Source organism: Pseudomonas ekonensis (genome assembly GCF_019145435.1).
GTDB classification, from domain to species: Bacteria; Pseudomonadota; Gammaproteobacteria; order Pseudomonadales; family Pseudomonadaceae; genus Aquipseudomonas; species Aquipseudomonas ekonensis.
Genome location: NZ_JAHSTS010000002.1, coordinates 417,861 through 435,983 on the forward strand (window position 1 = coordinate 417,861; position 18,123 = coordinate 435,983).

The 18,123-nt window shown below is 66.9% G+C and carries 19 protein-coding genes and 1 pseudogene; 8 read left to right on the top strand and 12 right to left on the bottom strand.

Annotated elements, in window-relative coordinates; all coding sequences use genetic code 11:
- Positions 1-158: 158 nt before the first annotated feature.
- The 4 genes from KVG96_RS14975 to KVG96_RS14990 form a co-directional block, all read right to left on the bottom strand.
- The gene (locus tag KVG96_RS14975; RefSeq protein ID WP_217892837.1) at positions 159-1,169 is read right to left on the bottom strand and encodes an aspartate-semialdehyde dehydrogenase; all 1,011 of its coding nucleotides are present in this window, start codon (positions 1,167-1,169) and stop codon (positions 159-161) included.
- A 119-nt stretch (positions 1,170-1,288) separates the two neighbouring features.
- Positions 1,289-2,245 (bottom strand): quinone oxidoreductase family protein, encoded by a 957-nt coding sequence (locus KVG96_RS14980; RefSeq protein WP_217892838.1) that lies wholly within the window; start codon positions 2,243-2,245, stop codon positions 1,289-1,291.
- 31 nt (positions 2,246-2,276) lie between these two features.
- On the bottom strand, positions 2,277-2,450 hold the full coding sequence (locus KVG96_RS14985) for a DUF1427 family protein (protein ID WP_085577492.1): 174 nt from the start codon (positions 2,448-2,450) through the stop codon (positions 2,277-2,279).
- A 266-nt stretch (positions 2,451-2,716) separates the two neighbouring features.
- Entirely contained in the window at positions 2,717-3,496 is a 780-nt protein-coding gene (locus KVG96_RS14990; protein WP_217892839.1) for an AraC family transcriptional regulator, read from the bottom strand.
- Between the two features lie 139 nt (positions 3,497-3,635).
- Here KVG96_RS14990 and KVG96_RS14995 point away from each other — a divergent pair, with 139 nt between their 5' ends.
- Together KVG96_RS14995 and KVG96_RS15000 are read left to right on the top strand one after the other, a co-directional pair.
- On the top strand, positions 3,636-3,863 hold the full coding sequence (locus KVG96_RS14995) for a DUF6555 family protein (RefSeq protein ID WP_217892840.1): 228 nt from the start codon (positions 3,636-3,638) through the stop codon (positions 3,861-3,863).
- 38 nt (positions 3,864-3,901) lie between these two features.
- Positions 3,902-4,174: a hypothetical protein gene (locus KVG96_RS15000; protein WP_217892841.1), complete on the top strand. Its 273-nt coding sequence runs from the start codon at positions 3,902-3,904 to the stop codon at positions 4,172-4,174.
- Between the two features lie 20 nt (positions 4,175-4,194).
- On the opposite strand, the gene KVG96_RS15005 is transcribed toward KVG96_RS15000, so the two are convergent.
- The 3 genes from KVG96_RS15005 to KVG96_RS15015 all read right to left on the bottom strand — a co-directional run bounded on the left by KVG96_RS15005 (position 4,195) and on the right by KVG96_RS15015 (position 7,624).
- Entirely contained in the window at positions 4,195-4,350 is a 156-nt protein-coding gene (locus KVG96_RS15005) for a metallothionein (protein ID WP_217892842.1), read from the bottom strand.
- A 148-nt stretch (positions 4,351-4,498) separates the two neighbouring features.
- Entirely contained in the window at positions 4,499-6,181 is a 1,683-nt protein-coding gene (ctpM, locus tag KVG96_RS27930; protein WP_217892843.1) for a methyl-accepting chemotaxis protein CtpM, read from the bottom strand.
- Between the two features lie 123 nt (positions 6,182-6,304).
- Positions 6,305-7,624, bottom strand: coding sequence for a Na+/H+ antiporter family protein (locus KVG96_RS15015; protein ID WP_217892844.1), 1,320 nt, complete (start codon positions 7,622-7,624; stop codon positions 6,305-6,307).
- A 1,516-nt stretch (positions 7,625-9,140) separates the two neighbouring features.
- Here KVG96_RS15015 and KVG96_RS27815 point away from each other — a divergent pair.
- A pseudogene (locus KVG96_RS27815) lies at positions 9,141-9,287 on the top strand (HAMP domain-containing protein); the annotation flags it as partial.
- Positions 9,288-9,389: 102 nt separating this feature from the next.
- Positions 9,390-10,145, top strand: a complete 756-nt coding sequence (locus KVG96_RS27820) for a methyl-accepting chemotaxis protein (RefSeq protein WP_437180520.1) — start codon at positions 9,390-9,392, stop codon at positions 10,143-10,145.
- Between the two features lie 212 nt (positions 10,146-10,357).
- Here KVG96_RS27820 and KVG96_RS15025 read toward each other — a convergent pair whose 3' ends face one another.
- Genes KVG96_RS15025 through KVG96_RS15040 form a run of 4 tightly spaced genes read right to left on the bottom strand, consistent with a single transcriptional unit; the run spans position 10,358 to position 12,968 of the window.
- Complete coding sequence (locus KVG96_RS15025; protein WP_217892846.1) at positions 10,358-11,671, bottom strand: sensor histidine kinase; 1,314 nt, start codon at positions 11,669-11,671, stop codon at positions 10,358-10,360.
- Positions 11,668-12,336 carry a response regulator transcription factor gene (locus KVG96_RS15030; RefSeq protein WP_217892847.1) on the bottom strand — a complete coding sequence of 223 codons (669 nt, stop codon included), beginning with the start codon at positions 12,334-12,336 and terminating at the stop codon, positions 11,668-11,670. The genes KVG96_RS15025 and KVG96_RS15030 overlap by 4 nt, the downstream gene beginning before the upstream one ends.
- Before the next feature lie 3 nt (positions 12,337-12,339).
- Positions 12,340-12,660 (bottom strand): PepSY domain-containing protein, encoded by a 321-nt coding sequence (locus KVG96_RS15035; protein ID WP_217892848.1) that lies wholly within the window; start codon positions 12,658-12,660, stop codon positions 12,340-12,342.
- Positions 12,660-12,968, bottom strand: a complete 309-nt coding sequence (locus KVG96_RS15040; protein ID WP_085577502.1) for a PepSY domain-containing protein — start codon at positions 12,966-12,968, stop codon at positions 12,660-12,662. The genes KVG96_RS15035 and KVG96_RS15040 overlap by 1 nt, the downstream gene beginning before the upstream one ends.
- 250 nt (positions 12,969-13,218) lie before the next feature.
- Here KVG96_RS15040 and KVG96_RS15045 point away from each other — a divergent pair, with 250 nt between their 5' ends.
- From KVG96_RS15045 to codA, 4 genes are all read left to right on the top strand, one after another.
- Complete coding sequence (locus KVG96_RS15045; protein ID WP_217892849.1) at positions 13,219-14,298, top strand: patatin-like phospholipase family protein; 1,080 nt, start codon at positions 13,219-13,221, stop codon at positions 14,296-14,298.
- Positions 14,299-14,392: 94 nt separating this feature from the next.
- Complete coding sequence (gene queD / locus KVG96_RS15050; RefSeq protein ID WP_085577504.1) at positions 14,393-14,749, top strand: 6-carboxytetrahydropterin synthase QueD; 357 nt, start codon at positions 14,393-14,395, stop codon at positions 14,747-14,749.
- An 87-nt stretch (positions 14,750-14,836) separates the two neighbouring features.
- Positions 14,837-15,649 (top strand): alpha/beta fold hydrolase, encoded by an 813-nt coding sequence (locus tag KVG96_RS15055; protein ID WP_217892850.1) that lies wholly within the window; start codon positions 14,837-14,839, stop codon positions 15,647-15,649.
- 74 nt (positions 15,650-15,723) lie between these two features.
- Positions 15,724-16,971, top strand: a complete 1,248-nt coding sequence (codA, locus tag KVG96_RS15060) for a cytosine deaminase (RefSeq protein ID WP_217892851.1) — start codon at positions 15,724-15,726, stop codon at positions 16,969-16,971.
- Positions 16,972-17,082: 111 nt separating this feature from the next.
- Here codA and KVG96_RS15065 read toward each other — a convergent pair whose 3' ends face one another.
- Entirely contained in the window at positions 17,083-18,072 is a 990-nt protein-coding gene (locus KVG96_RS15065; protein ID WP_217892852.1) for a diaminopimelate epimerase, read from the bottom strand.
- Positions 18,073-18,123: the final 51 nt, after the last annotated feature.

Below are 18,123 nucleotides of genomic sequence, written 5' to 3' on the forward strand. Positions count from 1 at the left end.
CCGCTGCCGCAAGGCATTGCGCGCGACGACGGAAACGGGCCGCGCGCGATCATTTCTTTGATGCCCCGGAAAGTCCCGGAGAGTGACTCGTTGCCAAGCGCTCCGGCCAAGCATAGCGCTCGGCTAGATTCAGTCGACAAATTGTTGCCAAGTATCTTTTACAGCAGGCCTTTTATCAACAATTCGGCGACCTGCACCGCGTTGAGGGCCGCGCCTTTGCGCACGTTATCTGACGTCAGCCACAGATTTAGTTCCGCCGGCTCGTCGACACCGCCGCGCACCCGCCCGACATAGACCACATCCTGCCCCACCGCGTCACCGACCGCCGTCGGATAATCGCCGGCTTCGACCAGCTCAATGCCGGGCGCGCGCTCAAGCGCGGCGTTGACCTTTTTCAGGTCGACCGCGTCCGCTGACCGCAAGGTCACGCTAAAGCTATCGCCAAAAAACACCGGGGCTTGAATGCAAGTCGCGGAAATCTTCACGGAAGGGTTGGCCAGCACCTGACGCAGCTCGCGCACCAGGCGTTTTTCCAGGGAGGTGTGGCCGTCGGCGTCCGGTGCGCCGACCTGGGCCAGCAGGTTGAAGGCAATCTGACGGTCGAAGAACGACGGCTCCAGAGGGCGCATGTTCAGCAGCTCGGCGGTCTGGCGCGCCAGCTCGGTGACGGCTTCGCGCCCCAGGGCGGATACCGCCAGGCTGGCGGTGACGTGCACGGACTGCAGGTCGAGCAGACCGCGCAACGGCGCCAGCGCCACCGCCAGCGTCGTGGCCGACGGGCTCGGGCTGCCGACCTGGAACGGCGCCTTCAGGCCGTCCAGCACGCCGGCGTTGGCTTCCGGCACCACCTGCGGCGCCCGCTCGGCCGGCAAGGCGCCGGACAGGTCGATCAGCGAGCAGCCGGCGGCATGGGCGCGGTCGGCGAAGCTCAGGGTGACGGCAGGGCCGGCGGCGAAGAACGCCAGTTTGACCTTGCTGAAGTCGTACGCATCGACTTCCCGCACCCGCACGTTCTTGCCGCGAAAAGGCACCGAACTGCCGGCGGATTCGCTGCTGGCCAGCAGGTGCAGGTTGCCGACCGGGAAGTCGCGCTCCTCGAGAATCTGCACAAGGGTTTCGCCGACGGTACCGGTGGCGCCGATCACGGCAATATCGATGGGCTGGCTCATGGTGCGACCTCAGGCAGAACGGGGGGGAGCGGCACTTTACCGGGTGGCCGGCACGCAGGCAATTTCTGCCGAAGCCCAGCCATGCCGGCGACCGCCCCGCCCTCCCCGAAGGCCTCGCATCACGGCATCAGGATGACCTTGTCCCCACTGCCCTGATTCACCTCGGCGTAACGGGCCAGCCCCTGCTCCAGCGGCGCTTCCACCAGCCCCTGCGGCAACGGCAGCAAGCCTTCGTCGAAGTAGCGGCCGAATTGCTCGAGCATCGCCGCGCAGGCCTGCACGCCGTACAGCAACGAGTTGATCCCGACCACCGAGCCGCCCTTGCGGTACAGGGCCAACGCCGGCAGTTGCACATGCCCGTCCACCGGTGCGGCGATGATCGCGATCCGCCCGAACGTCGCCAGCGCCGCCACCGAGGCCGGCAGCCAGAATCCGGTGGTGTCGAAAATCACATCGGCCCCGCCGCGGTACACCGCATTGACCTGAGCGCCCAGCGCCTGCGGCGTGTCCAGCAGGATCGTCCGGTAGCCTTGGGCCTGCAAAGCCTCTACCTGCTCTGGCCGGCGCGCCGCCGCCAGCACCTGGGCTCCGCGCACCTTGGCCAGGGCCAGCGCCGCCGTGGCCACCGCCCCGCCGCCGATCACCAGCAGCCGCGTTTCGGCGCTCACCAGGCTGCGTTCCAATGCGTCCCACGCCGTGGTGTACGGCACGCCGAGGCTGGCGGCCTGGGTAAAGCTCAGGTGCGAAGGCTTATGCGCCACACCGTTGGCCGGCAGCTTGACGAATTGCGCATGGGAGCCGTCGGCGAAGAAGCCCAGCTCACGGCCCGTGCCCCACACTTCCCGGCCGATCAGCGCCGACGGCCCTTCGACCACCACCCCGGCGAAATCCCGGCCGGGAATGCGCGGCAGCGTGGTGTAGGGAAAACGCCCGAGCACGTTCTTCACGTCGCTGGGGTTCAGGCCCGCCGCCTTGATCTGCACCAGCACCTCATCGGCGCCCGGCACCGGGGTCGGCACCTCGACGAAGCGCAGGGAAGCCAAATCGCCCGTTTGATCGAACTGCAATGCTTTCATGGGTACATCCACCGATTGGAAAAAAAGGGATTCAGGACAGCCAGCCGGCCACCAGTTGCCGGCCCATCGGCCACAACTGCTCACCGGCCAGCATGCCGAGCAGACCGACCAGGGCAATCGTCGGCGGCGCCGGGGAGCGGACATCCAGCGCACCGTACAGCAGGCCGACGCCCAGGCCGACCGCCAGGGAAATCAGGTAATTCATGGGACAGCTCCGCCTGAGGAAGGGAATGGGCAGAGTCTAGGGAAAGGCGTGCGGCGGCATCGGCCAAGGACTTCCGAATTTCGGCCAATCCTTCGGCGCCCTCAATGGCGCCATCGCCAGCCGCCTATTCACTTTCGGTCAAAGGTCCGGATCCGGCGCGACCACTGTGGGAGCGGGCCTGTTCGCGATCGCGTCGGAACATCCGGCACAGGCTTCGACTGAAAGACCGCCATCGCGAGCAGGCTCGCTCCCACAAGGGACCGCGATCAACCGGAGCCCGTGCCCGCACCGTACTGCGAAGGCGCCACGCCCAGCTCGCGGCGGAACATGTCACTGAAGCTGCTCGGCGAATACCCCAGCTCCCGGGCGATGGCGCTCACCGGCACGCCCTGGATCAGCTCCGCCGCCGCGGTCGCCAGTTGCACCTGCCGCCGCCATTCGGCGAAGCCCATGCCCAGGCCGTCCTTGAACAGCCTCGCCAGGGTGCGCACGCTGGCCCCGGCGTTCTCCGCGTGCCGCTCGAACGGGATGTCCAGCGAAGGCGCGGCCATGACCGCCTGGCACAGGTTCATCAGGCGCCGGTCGGAATCGTCCGGCAGCGGGATCTTCAGTTGCGAGCGCCGGGCGCGCTTGAGCTCCAGCAGGGCCAGGCCGACCAGCGCGTCGTAATAGGCCGGATCGCCGCTGTCACCCTCCTCCACCAGCCCGACGATCAGCTCGCGCAGCAGACCGCCGACCTCGATCACCTGCACCGTGGCGTCGAGCGTCGCGGCCAGCGCCGGGCGCAGGTAGATGTTGCGCATCTGCAGGTCCGACACCACGCGGATCCCGTGGGGCACCCCCGGCGGCAGCCATACCGCCCGCTGCGGCGGAACCACCAGCGCCTCGTGGGGCGTCTCGACCCACATCACCCCGCTCATGGCATACAGCAGTTGGCCCCAGACATGCTCATGGGGCTCGATGAACAGCCCGCGCGGATAGGTGCGCGCCAGCGGCTGCACCGGCACATCGGTATCGCTCAGGTCAGGGGGCGCGGCAAGGGCCATGGCGGACGGTCATCGGTTTGGAGGAAAGCGCATGGTAACCAGTCGCCGATCCGCCCGCCAACGCGCCGCCGGACCATCCGAGTGAATTTTCCCGGCGCGCCGCGATCCCTCTATAACAACAGGGAGGAACCGGGGCTTTATGAACAACGCAAAACTGTTTGTCATCGAATACACCCTTCACGGCGCGCCGAAGTCGTTCATCATCCGTTCGGAGAAAATGGACAACGTCGAGGCCTGGCACTGGGCGAGCTGCGACGCTGGCGTCGGCCGGATCCCGCGCTTCGGCCGGGAAAAGGTGCAGAAGACCAGCAAGCCGACGGCGGAGAAATTCGGCGTGGAGAACGTCACCTGGCGACCGGCAAGCTAAGCTTGTCCGGTCACCGGCAGACACGGGGGATAGCCGCCATGACATCGATCAGCAGCCTGGCGCGGCTCGACTACGGGCTGGAGACGCCGTCCGGGCACGTCATCAAGAGCGTCGAGTGCCGGGTCGGGCTGGAATCGGTCGCGGACGACCCCTACCGGTTTGCGCTGTGCGTGTCCGCCCCGCTGCCGCAGGGCCTGGAACAGGCCAGCACCGTGGATGTGCGGGTGCAGGGGCGACGCCTGCAAGGCACTGTCTTGCGGGTCGAACACCTGGACGACGCGCGCCTGAAACTGGAAGTGGAGCCCGATTAGGCTCCACTTCCGGTTTCAGCTCAGTGGGCGCACTTGCAGCCCTGGCTTGAACATTCCTCACCGTGCTCATGGTGCTTGGCGCAGGCCTCGCAGCAATAGTGCTTGCCGTGCCGCACGACGGGATGCTCTCCGAGCTTGCAGTTGCATTTGGGGCAATCGCAGATTTTGTCGGCCATGGGTCAGACTCCTTTCGTGGTGGTGGTCTGGGGCTTGGAGGTCAAGCCGTACCACCAGTGTAGAAGCTGCCGCGGATATCCGGTCTTTCACAGCAAGTGCGCACGAGACGAACCCGGTGGACGGCGCCCGTCCGGGCGCCGCATGGCTTCAGATGCGGAACTGCCCCACCAGCCGGCCCAGGCGCTGGCCAAGTTCGGCCAGGCTGCGCGAGGTCTGGGCGCCGAGCTGCGTCTCGTCCGCCACGCTGTCCACGGCCACGGCGATCTGGTGCACGCTGCGGTTGATCTCTTCGGCCACGGCGGTCTGCTCTTCGGCGGCGCTGGCGATCTGGGCGTTCATCGAGTTGATGGTCGCGATCAGTTCCGCCATCGCATCCAGCGATGCGCCGGCCTGATTGGCCTGGGCCGAGGTGCCGTCGCCGGCCTCGCTGGAGCGGCGCATGGCCTCGACCGCCGATTGGGTGCCGGCCTGCAATCGGTCGATCATGCCCTGGATTTCCTGGGTGCTGATCTGCGTGCGGCTGGCCAGCGCCCGCACTTCGTCCGCCACCACCGCAAAACCGCGCCCGGCCTCGCCAGCCCGCGCCGCCTCGATGGCGGCGTTGAGCGCCAGCAGGTTGGTCTGCTCGGCGATGGAGCGGATCACCCCGAGCACGCCGACGATCGACGACACGTCCTGCTGCAGGCTGTCGAGGGACACGCCGCTGTGGCGGATGTCCTCCACCAGCGCATGGATCTGCTCGATGCTGCCGGCCACGACCCGCTTGGCGGCCTGGCCTTCTTCGTCGGTCTGACGGGCGGCCACGGCGGCGTTCTGCGCGCTCTTGGCCACTTCCTGGGCGGCGGCGGACATCTCGTTGATCGCCGTGGCGACCTGATCGGTCTCGTGGCGCTGGCGCTCCATGGCCTGATCGGAGCGGTGCGCCTGGTCCGACACCTGGGTCACCAGGCCGGTGAGCTGGGACGTCATTTCGGTGATCTGCCGCACCAGGCCGTGGATCTTGTCGACGAAGCGGTTGAACGAGCCGGCCAGCTCACCGAGCTCGTCCTGGCTGGTGATGGTCAGGCGCCGGGTCAGGTCGCCCTCGCCCGCCGCGATGTCGTCGAGGTTGGCTTTCATCAGGTTCAACGGGCGCAGGATGGTGTTGGCCAGCAGCATGCCCGCCGCGGCGATCACCAGCAGCACCACCACGGCCACGCCGACGATGCTCAGCACCACGCCCTGCATGCGCTCCTGCACCGTGGCCTCGACCGCCGCCACTTGCGCTTCGATGCCGTCCAGGTTCACCGAGGTGCCGACCGCCATGTCCCACTTGGGCAGGTATTCGGTGTAGCCGAGCTTGGGCACCAGCACTTGGGCATTGCCCGGCAGCGGCGAGCTGTATTGCAGGTAATGGCTGCCGTCCTTCGCCACCTTCACCAGGTCGCGGTTGACGTAGACGCCGTTCGGGTCGCGGTTGTCCTTGAAGCTCTTGCCTACGCCGTCGGGGTCGTTGGCCTTGAACAGGCGCACGGTCTCGGAGTCGTAGCCGAAGAAGTAGCCGTCCTTGCCGTACTTGATGCTCGACAGCAGCTTGATCGCCTGGGCCCGGGCGGCGGTGTCGCCGGGCGCGGCGGCGTCGTACAGCGGCTTGATCGTGGTCATGGCCACGGCGACGTAGCTTTGCAGCGTGGCCTTGGCGTCGCCGAGCAGGCGTTCGCGGGTCTGCTCGACTTCCTTGTGCGCCTGTTCCTGAAGGATGAACAGCACGGTCAGGCTGATCACCAGCGCAAAGAGCAACACCGGAAGGACGGCAAGGGACAGGACTTTAGCCTTGAGGCTCAGACGCATGGACGGGCTCACTCTTTTGGTTTTATTGGCGTGGATAAAGGCGTTAACGGCCTGCCGAACCAAAAGTTGAGCCGGGGGCTCCCACCCGTGCCTGCGTGAGAGCCAACAAGCGACCGCTGGAGGTCAGAGCACCATCGCGGCCAGCCACCCGGCCGCCAGCAGCGGCAGGTTGTAGTGCAGGAAGGTCGGCACCACGGTGTCCCAGATGTGGTGGTGCTGGCCGTCGATGTTCAGGCCGGAGGTCGGGCCCAGGGTCGAGTCCGAGGCCGGCGAGCCGGTGTCGCCCAGGGCGCCGGCGGTGCCGACGATGCAGACGATCGCCATCGGGCTGAAGCCCAGCTGCACGCACAGCGGCACGAAGATCGCCGCCAGGATCGGCACCGTGGAGAACGACGAGCCGATGCCGATGGTCACCATCAGCCCCACCAGCAGCATCAGCAACGCGCCGATGGCCTGGCTGTGGTCGATCCACGCCGCCGCGCTTTCCACCAGGGTGCGCACCTCGCCCGTGGCCTTCAGCACCTCGGCAAAGCCTGAGGCCGAGATCATGATGAAGCCGATCATCGCCATCATCTTCATGCCTTCGGTGAACAGGTCGTCGGTCTCGCGCCATTTCACGATGCCGGAGGCGGAGAAGATCAGGAAACCGGCCAGCGCCCCGATAATCATCGAGTCCAGCAGCAACTGGATCATGAACGCCGCCGCGATGGCCAAAAAGGCGATCCCCAGGGTCATCGGGTTATAGGCGACGCTGACCTGTTCCACCTGCTCGATCTTCTCCAGGTCGTAGACCCGCTTCTTGCGGTAGCTGAAGAACACCGCCAGCAGCAGGCCGAACACCATGCCCGACGCCGGAATGGCCATCGCGTGCATGACGTTGACCTGGCTGATGTCCACCCCGGCCTTGCTGACGTTGGCCAGCAGGATCTGATTGAGGAAGATGTTGCCGAACCCCACCGGAAACACCATGTACGGGGTGATCAGACCGAAGGTTATCACGCAGGCGATCAGGCGCCGGTCCAGTTGCAGCTTGGTCAGCACGTAAAGCAACGGCGGCACCAGCAGCGGAATGAACGCGATGTGGATCGGCAGGATGTTCTGCGACGCGATCGCCACCACCCACAGCAGGCCGATCAGCAGCCACTTGACGCTGCCGCCGCCGCTGGTGTGCTGACGGTCGACCATGGCCAGGGCCTTGTCGGCCAGCGCGTGGGCCAGGCCGGACTTGGCGATGGCCACGGCGAACGCGCCCAGCAACGCGTAGGACAACGCCACCGTCGCCCCGCCGCCCAGGCCGCTGTTGAACGCCTTGAGCGTGGCGTCGATGCCCAGGCCGCCGGTCAGGCCACCGACCAGCGCACCGACGATCAACGCGATCACCACGTGCACACGGGACAGGCTGAGGATCAGCATGACGCCGACCGCAGCAATCACTGCATTCATTTCACTACCTCAAAAACACGGCGATGGATGCGTTTCACCGCCAGACAGGATGAGTCCGCCCGGCAACGCCCGGAGGCCGCCAGCGGATTTGGATCGAGGGTCTTGTTAGAAGGGCGCGCACTGTGACGGATGCAGCGGCAAGCTGCAAGTGACAAGCTGCAAGCTTTCGCCATTTGCAGCTCACCGCTCACCGCTTGCCGCTTACCGCTTACCGCTTGCCGCTTGCCGCTTACCGCTTACCGCTTACCGCTTGCAGCTTGCAGCTTGCAGCTTGCAGCTTGCAGCTTGCAGCTTGCAGCTTGCAGCTCAAGAATTCCCCCCCCAAGCCGTTACAGTGCAAAGTCTCAGATAAATATCGAATAAGGACGTCTCCATGTCGCTCAGACAACTTTCCATCCAATGGAAAATCACCCTGCTCGCCGGGCTCTGCCTGGCCGGTATCGTGACCCTGTTGGTGGGTCTTTCGCTGTACCGCATGGAGCACAGTTCCGAGCTGGTGAAGGCGTCGAGCATGGAAATGCTCACCGAATCGGCCCAGGCGCGCATCGAATCCCAGGGCGAGGTGCAGGCGGCGTTCATCCGCCAGCAGTTCATGGACGCCTATCAGTACGGCCACGGCTTTTCGCGCCAGGTGCTGTTCCTGCGCGAACAGGCCGAGAAGCGCTTCCTGGATGCCTTCGACCTGCGCGAGGACATGACCCGTCAGGTCAAGTCGGCCTTGCAGGCCAACCCTGAGCTGCTGGGCCTGTCGCTGGTGTTCGAGGCCAACGCGCTGGACGGCAAGGACGAACTGTTCGCCGGCCAGGCAGAACTGGGCAGCAACGACAAGGGCCGCTTCGCCCTGTACTGGTCGCAGCCGACGCCGGGCAAGGTCACGTCCATGGCCCTGCCCGAGAGCGACATGGCCGACACCAGCACCGGCCCCAGCGGCCAGGCCGCCAACGCCTGGTTCACCTGCCCTCGCACCACGCTCAAGCCTTGCGTGATCGAGCCCTACTTCTATGTGATCGACGGCCAGAAGGTGCTGATGACCAGCATCGTGTTCCCGCTGACGGTCAACGGCAAAGTCATCGCCTCGCTGTCGGTGGACATCAACCTCAACAGCTTGCAGGCCATCAGCCAGAACGCCAGCAAGAAGCTCTACGACGGCCAGACCGCCGTGAGCATCATCAGCCCCGCCGGCCTGCTCGCCGGCCACAGCCCCGACGCCGGCAAGCTCAGCCAGCGCCTGGACGCCGTGGACAAGGCCAGCGGCGCCGAACTGCTGGGCCTGCTGGCCTCCAGCAAGACCGTGAGCAGCCTGCACAGCAACCAGCAATTGAAAGTGCTGTCGCCGTTCCAGCCGATCCCGGGCGGTCCGTCCTGGGGCGTGCTGCTCGATGTGCCGGAAAAGGTGCTGGTCAGCCGCGCCGAAGCCCTCAAGCAGCAACTCGACGCCAGCAACCGCTCGGGCACGCTGATCGAGCTGAGCCTCGGCGCCCTCGCCGCCCTGCTCGGCCTGCTGCTGGTGTGGCTGATGGCGCGCAGCGTGACCAAGCCGATCCTCGGCGTGGCGCACATGCTCGAAGACATCGCCAGCGGCGAAGGCGACCTGACCCGGCGCCTGGCCTACGACAAGAACGATGAGCTGGGCCAGTTGGCCGGCTGGTTCAACCGCTTCCTCGACAAGCTGCAGCCGATCATCGCCCAGGTGAAGCGCTCGGTGCAGGATGCGCGCAACACCGCCGACCAGTCCTCGGCCATCGCCACCCAGACCAGCGCCGGCATGGAGCAGCAATACCGCCAGGTGGACCAGGTCGCCACCGCGTCCCACGAGATGAGCGCCACCGCCCAGGACGTCGCCCGCAGCGCAGCGCAAGCCGCCGAAGCGGCCAAGGACGCCGACCGCGCCACCCGTCAGGGCCTGACCGTGATCGACCGCACCACCGCCAGCATCGACACCCTGGCCGCCGACATGAGCGCGGCGATGGTGCAGGTCGAAGGCCTGGCCGCCAACAGCGAGAAGATCGGCACCGTGCTGGAGACCATCCGCGCCATCGCCGAGCAGACCAACCTGCTGGCGCTCAACGCCGCCATCGAAGCGGCCCGCGCCGGTGAGGCCGGACGTGGCTTCGCGGTGGTCGCCGACGAAGTGCGCAACCTCGCCCGCCGCACCCAGGAGTCGGTGGAAGAGACCCGCCAGGTGATCGAGCAGTTGCAGAGCGGCACCCAGGACGTGGTCGGTTCGATGGGCAACAGCCACCGCCAGGCCCAGGGCAGCGTGGAACAGGTCGGCCAGGCCGTGACGGCGCTGCGCCAGATCGGCGACGCGGTGACGGTGATCAGCGACATGAACCTGCAGATCGCCAGCGCGGCGGAAGAGCAAAGCGCGGTGGCCGAGGAGATCAACAACAACGTGGCCACCATCCGCGACGTGACCGAATCGCTGTCCGGCCAGGCCAACGAATCGGCGCGGGTGAGCCAGTCGCTCAACAGCCTGGCGAACCAGCAGCAGGGCCTGATGGATCAGTTCCGCGTCTGACCCACCGCTGGAACAACCTGCAGGAGCGAGCCTGCTCGCGATAGCGGCCGGTCAGTCACCTCAAGGCTGAACATGACGCCGCCATCGCCAGCAGGCTGGCTCCTACAAAGGGCCTGGGTGGTCGCAGACGCTGTGTTCACCGTCAAAACCTGTGGGAGCCGGCTTGCCAGCGATGGCGTCGGTCAAGGCGCCGCCGCAGCTCCCGCCAGCCCTCAACGCTTGGGCAGTTCGATCACCACGCTCAACCCGCCCCACTCGCTCTCGCGCAGCGCCAGTGTCCCGCCCCAGGCCTCGACGATGTCGCGCACGATCCCCAGCCCAAGCCCATGGCCGTCGGTCTGTTCATCCAGCCGGGTGCCGCGGCTGAACACTTGGTCGCGCTGGGCCTCGGGGATGCCCGGGCCGTCGTCCTCGACGTTCAGCACGAAACCACCCGCGGCCTCGACCACGCTCAGGCGCACCTCGGCGTCGGCCCACTTGCAGGCGTTGTCCAGCAGGTTGCCGAGCAGTTCCAGCAAGTCTTCCCGGTCCCATGGCAGTTGCAGGCCCGCAGGCGCCGTGAAGCTCAACGCCAGGTGTTCGCCGTGGATCATGTTCAGCGTCGCCAACAGCCCCGGCAGCTCCGCGTCGCAGTCGAACAACGCCCCCGGCAGCGCATCGCCGGACAGCCGTGCGCGGTTGAGCTCGCGGTTGAGCCGCTGCTGCACCTGCGCAAGTTGCTCGGTGAGCATCTTGCGCAGCTGCGGATCCCCGTCGAGCCGTTCGCTCGACGCCAGGCTCAACAGCACCGCCAACGGCGTCTTCAGCGCATGGCCGAGGTTGCCCAAGGCGTTGCGCGAACGCTTGAGGCTGTCTTCGGTGTGGGCCAGCAAATGGTTGATCTGCGCCACCAGCGGTTCCAGCTCGGTCGGCACTTGCTCGTCGAGCTGCGAACGCTGGCCCTGCTGCAACTGGGCGATCTGTTCCCGTGCGGTCTCCAGCGGGCGCAGGGCCCGGCGCACGGTGAGCCGTTGCAGCAACAGGATCAACAGCAGCCCGGCCAGCCCGAGCCCGAGCCCGACCTGGCGCATGCGCCGGAAGCTCTCGCGCACCGGGGTGTAGTCCTGGGCGACGCTGATGGAAATCGACTGGCCCAGGCGCCGGTAGTCCGAACGCAGCACCAGCAACTGCTGGCCGCCGGGGCCCAGTTGCAGGTTGCTGTGCAGGCCGGGGTGATCCAGCAGCGGCAGGTCCTGGTCCCACAGCGAGCGCGAGCGCCAGTGGCTGTCGGCGAAATCGATGCGAAAGTAATGCCCGGAAAACGGCCGCTGATAGGCCGGCGACAGGTGCCGCTCATCCAGCTGCAAACCCTGCGGGCCGCGCACCAGCGCCACCAGCAGGCTTTCGCTGTCGTTGCGCAGGCCGGCCTCGAGGTAACGCTGCAGGCCCACTTCGAACAGCCACAGGCTGACCTGCGCCAGCACCAGGCCGACGATCACCATCACGCTGATCAGGCCCAGGCTCAGGCGCCGCTGGATCGACCTCACGAAGCCTGCCCGCCGAACAGGTAACCCTGGCCGCGGCGGGTTTCGATCACGCTCTTGCCGAGCTTGCGCCGCAAGTGGTTGACGTGGACTTCCAGCACGTTGGAGTCGCGCTCGGTCTCGCCGTCGTAGAGGTGTTCGGCAAGGTGGCTCTTGGACAGGATCTGCTGCGGATGGAGCATGAAATAGCGCAGCAGGCGGAACTCGGCGGCGGTCAGCTGGATGTCGGCGCCGTCGCGGGTCACGCACTGGCGGCCTTCGTCCAGGTGCAGGCCGGCGGCCTTGAGGGTCGGCTGGTTGGCCTGGCCCTTGGAGCGGCGCAGCAGCGACTGGATCCGCAGGAACAGTTCCTCCGGGTGGAACGGTTTGGTCAGGTAATCGTCGGCCCCGGCCTTCAGGCCTTCGATGCGCTCGGCCCAGGAATCCCGGGCGGTGAGGATCAGCACCGGCACGGTCAGCCCGCCGGCCCGCCACTGCGCCAGCACCTCCAGCCCCGGCACGCCGGGCAGGCCGAGGTCGAGGACGATCAGGTCATAGGGCTCGCTTGCGCCCTGATAGACCGCATCGCGCCCGTCCGCCAGCCAATCGACCGCATAGCCCTGGCGCTGCAGGCCGGCGAGCAGCTCATCGGCCAACGGAACGTGGTCTTCCACCAATAGCAGACGCATCGGTCAATCTTCCTTGTCTTTGAGCAGTTGCCCGGTGTCGGCCTTGAGGTGCAGCTCGCGGGCCACCCCTTCGACCGTCAGCAGTTCGACTTCATAAACATAGACGTCGTGCTTCTCTTCCAGCTCGACCTCCAGCAGCTTGGCGCCGGGATAACGGTCCAGCGCCTGTTGCAGCACCTGCTCCAGCGGCAGGATCACGCCCTGCTGGCGCAGGCGCAGGGCCTCATCGGGGCCGAGGTCGCGGGCCGCCGCCAGCGAGCAGAACGCCAACAGCGCCAGGGCCAGACGGCTCCCGACGCGCGGATACAGAAAATACGGCTTCATTACGTGTCCTGATGGTCCTTGAGCACTTGCCCGCTGACCGCGTCCAGTTCCATGTCCCACGCCTGGCCCTGCGGATCGCGCAGTTCGATCTGGTAGAGGTACTTGCCGTACTTCTCTTCCAGCTCGGTGTCGGTGACCGTTGAACCTGGGTGTTTGGCCAGCGCTGCGGCGTTGAGCTTCTCGAAAGACTGGATAGTACCAGCGTCGCGCAGGCGCAGGGCCTCATCGGGGCCAAGGTCGCGGGCGTGGGCGAGGCTCGCGGTCAGGCCGATGATCGAGGCGATGGACAGGGCAGTCAGGGTTTTCATGGGGTGTCTCCGTATTTTTATGTGCTGCGGGGCGTCACCTTAGCGGGGTGAACTTAATTGAAACTGAATGGCCATCATTGCCCTGCCCGACACAACCTCCTGCCGGACTTCCTGTGGGAGCTGGCTTGCCGGCGATAGCGATTCTGCGTGCGACATCGCAGTGACTGTCCTTGCGTCCTCGCTGGCAAGCCAGCTCCCACAGGGTCCGCAGTGGCTCTATAATCCCCGCTCGCCATCGACCGAGGCCGACATGACCGCCATCCACATCAAGTTCCCCGCCCTCACCCTCAAGGCCGGCCCCCGGGCCATGGCGCGCATCCGCGCCCGAGGCCTGAGCGCCGCCGACGTCGGCACCCTGCCCGGCGCCGCCGGCGGGCCGAAGGCGCTGGGGATCCAGGGGTTGGACCTGGCGCTGTTCGGCGAATGGCTGCCGGCGGCGCCGCGGGAGCGCTCGCTGATCGGCGCGTCGGTAGGTTCCTGGCGCTTCGCCAGCGCCTGCCTGCCGGACGCCGCCGAAGGCATCCGCCGCCTCGGCCACCTGTACACCGAGCAAAACTTCAACAAGGGCGTGACCGTCACCGAGGTCAGCCGCAGTTCCCGGCGCATGCTCGATGACCTGCTGGACGGCCGCGACGCGCGCCTGCTCGACAACCCCCACTACCGCCTCAACATCATGGTGGTCAAAAGCCATGGCCGGCTGGCGGACGATCACCGTGGCCGACTGGGCCTGGCGCTGGGCTCGGTGATCGCCGACAACCTGCGCGGCCGGGCACGTCTGGCGCGGCACTTCGAACGGCTGATCATCCATGACCCGCGCCTGGCGCCCCCGGTGGACGCGCTGAACGACTTCCCCTCGCGCTTCATCGCCCTGAACGCCGGCAACCTGCGCCAGGCGCTGCTGGCCTCGGGCTCGATCCCGATGGTGATGGAAGGCGTGCGCGACCTGCCGGGGGCCGGCGCCGGCACGTTCCGCGACGGCGGCCTGCTGGACTACCACCTCGACCTGCCCTACAGCGGCGACGGCATCGTGCTGTATCCGCACTTCACCGACCGGGTCATCCCCGGCTGGTTCGACAAGACCCTGCCCTGGCGCCGGGCGTCGACCCAGCGCCTGCAGGATGTGCTGCTGCTCGCCCCGTCGAAGGAATACCTGGCGCGCCTGCCCTACGGCAAGCTGCCGGACCGCAACGACTTCAAGCGCTTCATGGGCGATGCGCCCGCCCGGCAGAAATACTGGCGCGCGGCGATGGACGAAAGCCAACGGCTGGGCGATGAGTTTCTCGAACTGGCCGCCAACGGTCGCCTCGCCGAACGCCTGCTGACCCTTTAGTCAGCGTTTTGCCGCACGGCCGCAGACAAGCTGGTAAACTCGCCGCCTGCCCGAATCGCTGACGCGACGCCATCTGAACAGAGCCGACATCACCGTGGAAATCTTCAAGGAATTTACGTTCGAATCCGCCCACCGCCTGCCCCACGTGCCGGACGGCCACAAGTGCGGACGCCTGCACGGCCATTCGTTCAAGGTGGCCATCCACCTGAGCGGCGACATCGATCCGCACACCGGCTGGATCCGCGACTTCTCCGAGATCAAGGCGATCTTCAAGCCGCTGTACGAGCGCCTGGACCACAACTACCTGAACGACATCCCCGGCCTTGAGAACCCGACCAGCGAAGTGCTGGCCAAGTTCATCTGGAACGAGCTCAAGCCCCTGCTGCCGGAGCTCAGCGCGATCCGCATCCACGAGACCTGCACCAGCGGCTGCATCTACCGCGGCGAGTGACACCAGCGGCACACCTGAAAAACCACCGGGAACGGTGGTTTTTTTGTGCCTATGCTTTTTGGCTCAACCCGCCAAGAGGACAGGCCCATGACAGACTGGCTGCTGGATCAGGTCTTTGACTTCAACGGGCGAGGCGTTCGCCATGCGGTCCGCGGCGACGGGCCGCCGCTGGTGTTCGTGCACGGCACACCGTTCTCGTCCTGCGTATGGCACCGCATCGCCCCGCACTTCTACAAGACCCACCGGGTGCACTGCTTCGACCTGCTGGGCTACGGGCAGTCCGAGCAGCCTGATGCCGACGTGTCCCTCGGGGTGCAGAACGAACTGCTGGCGCAGCTGCTGGATCACTGGAACCTGCAACGTCCGGACGTGGTGGCCCACGACTTCGGCGGCGCCACCGCCCTGCGCACCCATCTGCTCAACGGCAAGGACTACCGCAGCCTGACGCTGATCGACCCGGTCGCGCTGTCGCCCTGGGGCTCGCCATTCGTGCGGCACGTGCGCCAGCATGAGGCCGCGTTCAGCGGCCTGCCCGACTACATCCAGCAGGCCGTCGTCCCGGCCTACATCCGCGGCGCCGTCCACCGCGACATGCCCGACCGCGAGCTCGCCCCCTACGTGCAGCCCTGGCTGGGCGATCCGGGCCAGGCGGCGTTCTACCGGCAGATCGCGCAGATGGACGAGCGCTACACCCGCGAAGTGCAGGACCTGTACCCGACGATCCGCTGCCCGGTGCAGATCCTCTGGGGCGAGGACGATCAGTGGATTCCGATCGAGCGCGGCCGGGCGTTGCACGGGATGATTCCCGGATCGCGGTTCCACGCCATCCCGAACGCCGGGCACCTGGTCCAGGAAGATGCCCCGGAGGCCATCGTCGCGGCCCTGCTGCGTTTCCTCTGATGTCCCAGCGGGTGCGGGTATTGCGCTAAGGTACGACGCAGTGACCGCACCCGATCCATGAAAAGGATGAGCCGATGCACATCATCAACGCCCGCTTGCGCAACCAGGAAGGCCTGCACGAACTGCACCTGGAAGACGGCCTGATCCGCAGCGTCGCACGCCAGACCGAAGCCCCCACCCTGGGCCCCGACGACCTCGACGCCGGCGGCAACCTGGTGGTGCCGCCGTTCGTCGAGCCGCACATCCACCTCGATGCCACCCTGACCGCCGGCGAGCCGCGCTGGAACATGAGCGGCACGCTGTTCGAAGGCATCGAATGCTGGGGCGAACGCAAGGCCACCATCACCTTCGAAGACACCAAGGCCCGCGCCGGAAAAACCCTCCAGGCCCTGGCCGCCCACGGCATCCAGCATGTGCGCACCCACGTCGACGTCACCGACCCGCAGCTCACCGCGCTCAAGGCGATGCTGGAGGTGCGCGAGGAAAACCGTCACCTGGCGGACCTGCAGATCGTCGCGTTCCCCCAGGAAGGCATCGAGTCGTTCCGCAACGGCCGCGACCTGATGGAAGAAGCCATCCGCCTGGGCGCCGACGTGATCGGCGGCATTCCGCATTTCGAGTACACCCGCGACCAGGGCGTGAGTTCGGTGAAGTTTTTGATGGACCTGGCCGAACGCACCGGCTGCCTGGTGGACGTGCACTGCGACGAAACCGACGACCCGCATTCGCGCTTTCTCGAAGTGCTGGCCGAAGAGGCCCGCAGCCGCGGCATGGGCGCCCGGGTCACCGCCAGCCACACCACGGCCATGGGTTCCTACGACAACGCCTACTGCGCCAAGCTGTTCCGCCTGCTCGGCCACTCGGGCATCAGTTTCGTCTCCTGCCCCACCGAGAGCATCCATCTGCAGGGGCGCTTCGACACGTTCCCCAAACGCCGGGGCGTGACCCGGGTCAACGAGCTCCTGGAGGCGGGGATGAACGTCTGCTTCGGCCAGGACTCGATCGTCGATCCGTGGTATCCGCTGGGCAACGGCAACATCTTGCGGGTGCTGGAGGCCGGGCTGCACATCTGCCACATGCTCGGCTACCGCAACCTGCAGAACGCCCTGGACCTGGTCACCGACAACAGCGCCAAGGCCCTGCACCTGGGCGAGCGCTACGGGCTGGAGCCGGGGCGGCCGGCGAACCTGCTGATCCTGTCGGCGGACAGCGACTATGAAGTGATCCGCAGCCAGGGCCTGCCGCTGTATTCGATCCGCGGGGGCAAGGTGCTGATGAAGCGGCAGATGCCGGTGGTGGAGTTCAGCGAAACCGCTCGCTGACCTTGTGTAGGAGCGAGCCTGCTCGCGATGGCGGTATGGCCTTGGACATCGAAGTGTCTGACCGGACGTCATCGCGAGCAGGCTCGCTCCTACAGGGTTGGGTGTGAGGTTTCAGTTCAGCAGGTGCGCGGTGCCGAACAGGCTGACGCGGGCCAGTTCCCCTTCGACCTCCTCCAGCAGCAGCGGCGCCGTGCCGCCGGGCATCACCACCTGCACCTGCCCCGCCTTCACCCAACCGACCCGCCAAGCCGCGCACGCCACCGCACTGGCGCTGGTGCCGGAGGACGCCGTGGGGCCTTCGCCGCGTTCGAACACCCGCGCGATGACGCGCTGCTCGCCGCCGCGCAACGCCCATTGCAGGTTGACCCCGGCCGGACAGGGCTCGCCGGCGCCTTCGGGCATGGCGTAGGCGATCCGGGTCAGGGGCTGGTTCAGCGGCGCATCGCGCAGTTGTTCGTTGTCCGGCAGGTGCGCGCCGTCGGCCACCAGCGTGACGCCATGGGGATTGCCGATGCGCACGAACTGGCTGCGGCCCCAGGCCGGATCGAGTTGCGCCAGCGGTTCGATCCGGCTGAGCTCGCGCCCCTGGAAGACCACTGTTCCGACGCCTTGCGCGCCCACCGCGGCCGGACCGAACCCCGGTCGGCCAAGGTCCAGCCAGAAGCCTTGCGTGCCGTCGACCTGCGCCGGTTTCACGGCGGTGGCCACAGGCGAGACGGCGTCCTGCTTGTCGTGATGCACCCGCAGCAACGCGCCCTCTTCCGGCATCAGGCCTTGTTCGAGCAGCGCCTGGGAAAAGATCGTCAGACCGTTGCCGCTGCGTTCGGCCAACGAACCGTCGGTGTTGACGATCAGCACGTCGAACGGCGGCGCGGACTGGAACGGGCCGATCAACAGGCCGTCGCTGCGGTGCGCCTTGGCCCCCGCCGGGCGCTCGCCTTCAGGCCACTCGCAGCAGGCCGCCACTGCGGCGCGGCTCCACGACGACCGCGACGCCGCGCAATCTTGCGCCGTGGCGGGCAACGGCACGCCGGCCTCCCGCAGCGCCTGGGGTGAAACGACGGCGTAAAGGTTGCCCCGTGCATCGTAAAGCGGCGTCATCGGTCGGTTCCCGGATGGTTCAAAGCCATAACTGTACCCCGTACGGGCGCA

Excerpts from the sequence above, each read along its gene's own strand:
- KVG96_RS14975 (WP_217892837.1), bottom strand. The coding sequence starts at position 1,169 with ATGAGCCAGCCCATCGATATTGCCGTGATCGGCGCCACCGGTACCGTC.
- KVG96_RS14980 (WP_217892838.1), bottom strand. The coding sequence starts at position 2,245 with ATGAAAGCATTGCAGTTCGATCAAACGGGCGATTTGGCTTCCCTGCGC.
- KVG96_RS14985 (WP_085577492.1), bottom strand. The coding sequence starts at position 2,450 with ATGAATTACCTGATTTCCCTGGCGGTCGGCCTGGGCGTCGGCCTGCTG.
- KVG96_RS14990 (WP_217892839.1), bottom strand. The coding sequence starts at position 3,496 with ATGGCCCTTGCCGCGCCCCCTGACCTGAGCGATACCGATGTGCCGGTG.
- KVG96_RS14995 (WP_217892840.1), top strand. The coding sequence starts at position 3,636 with ATGAACAACGCAAAACTGTTTGTCATCGAATACACCCTTCACGGCGCG.
- KVG96_RS15000 (WP_217892841.1), top strand. The coding sequence starts at position 3,902 with ATGACATCGATCAGCAGCCTGGCGCGGCTCGACTACGGGCTGGAGACG.
- KVG96_RS15005 (WP_217892842.1), bottom strand. The coding sequence starts at position 4,350 with ATGGCCGACAAAATCTGCGATTGCCCCAAATGCAACTGCAAGCTCGGA.
- ctpM (WP_217892843.1), bottom strand. The coding sequence starts at position 6,181 with ATGCGTCTGAGCCTCAAGGCTAAAGTCCTGTCCCTTGCCGTCCTTCCG.
- KVG96_RS15015 (WP_217892844.1), bottom strand. The coding sequence starts at position 7,624 with ATGAATGCAGTGATTGCTGCGGTCGGCGTCATGCTGATCCTCAGCCTG.
- KVG96_RS27820 (WP_437180520.1), top strand. The coding sequence starts at position 9,390 with ATGGAGCAGCAATACCGCCAGGTGGACCAGGTCGCCACCGCGTCCCAC.
- KVG96_RS15030 (WP_217892847.1), bottom strand. The coding sequence starts at position 12,336 with ATGCGTCTGCTATTGGTGGAAGACCACGTTCCGTTGGCCGATGAGCTG.
- KVG96_RS15035 (WP_217892848.1), bottom strand. The coding sequence starts at position 12,660 with ATGAAGCCGTATTTTCTGTATCCGCGCGTCGGGAGCCGTCTGGCCCTG.
- KVG96_RS15040 (WP_085577502.1), bottom strand. The coding sequence starts at position 12,968 with ATGAAAACCCTGACTGCCCTGTCCATCGCCTCGATCATCGGCCTGACC.
- KVG96_RS15045 (WP_217892849.1), top strand. The coding sequence starts at position 13,219 with ATGACCGCCATCCACATCAAGTTCCCCGCCCTCACCCTCAAGGCCGGC.
- KVG96_RS15055 (WP_217892850.1), top strand. The coding sequence starts at position 14,837 with ATGACAGACTGGCTGCTGGATCAGGTCTTTGACTTCAACGGGCGAGGC.
- codA (WP_217892851.1), top strand. The coding sequence starts at position 15,724 with ATGCACATCATCAACGCCCGCTTGCGCAACCAGGAAGGCCTGCACGAA.
- KVG96_RS15065 (WP_217892852.1), bottom strand. The coding sequence starts at position 18,072 with ATGACGCCGCTTTACGATGCACGGGGCAACCTTTACGCCGTCGTTTCA.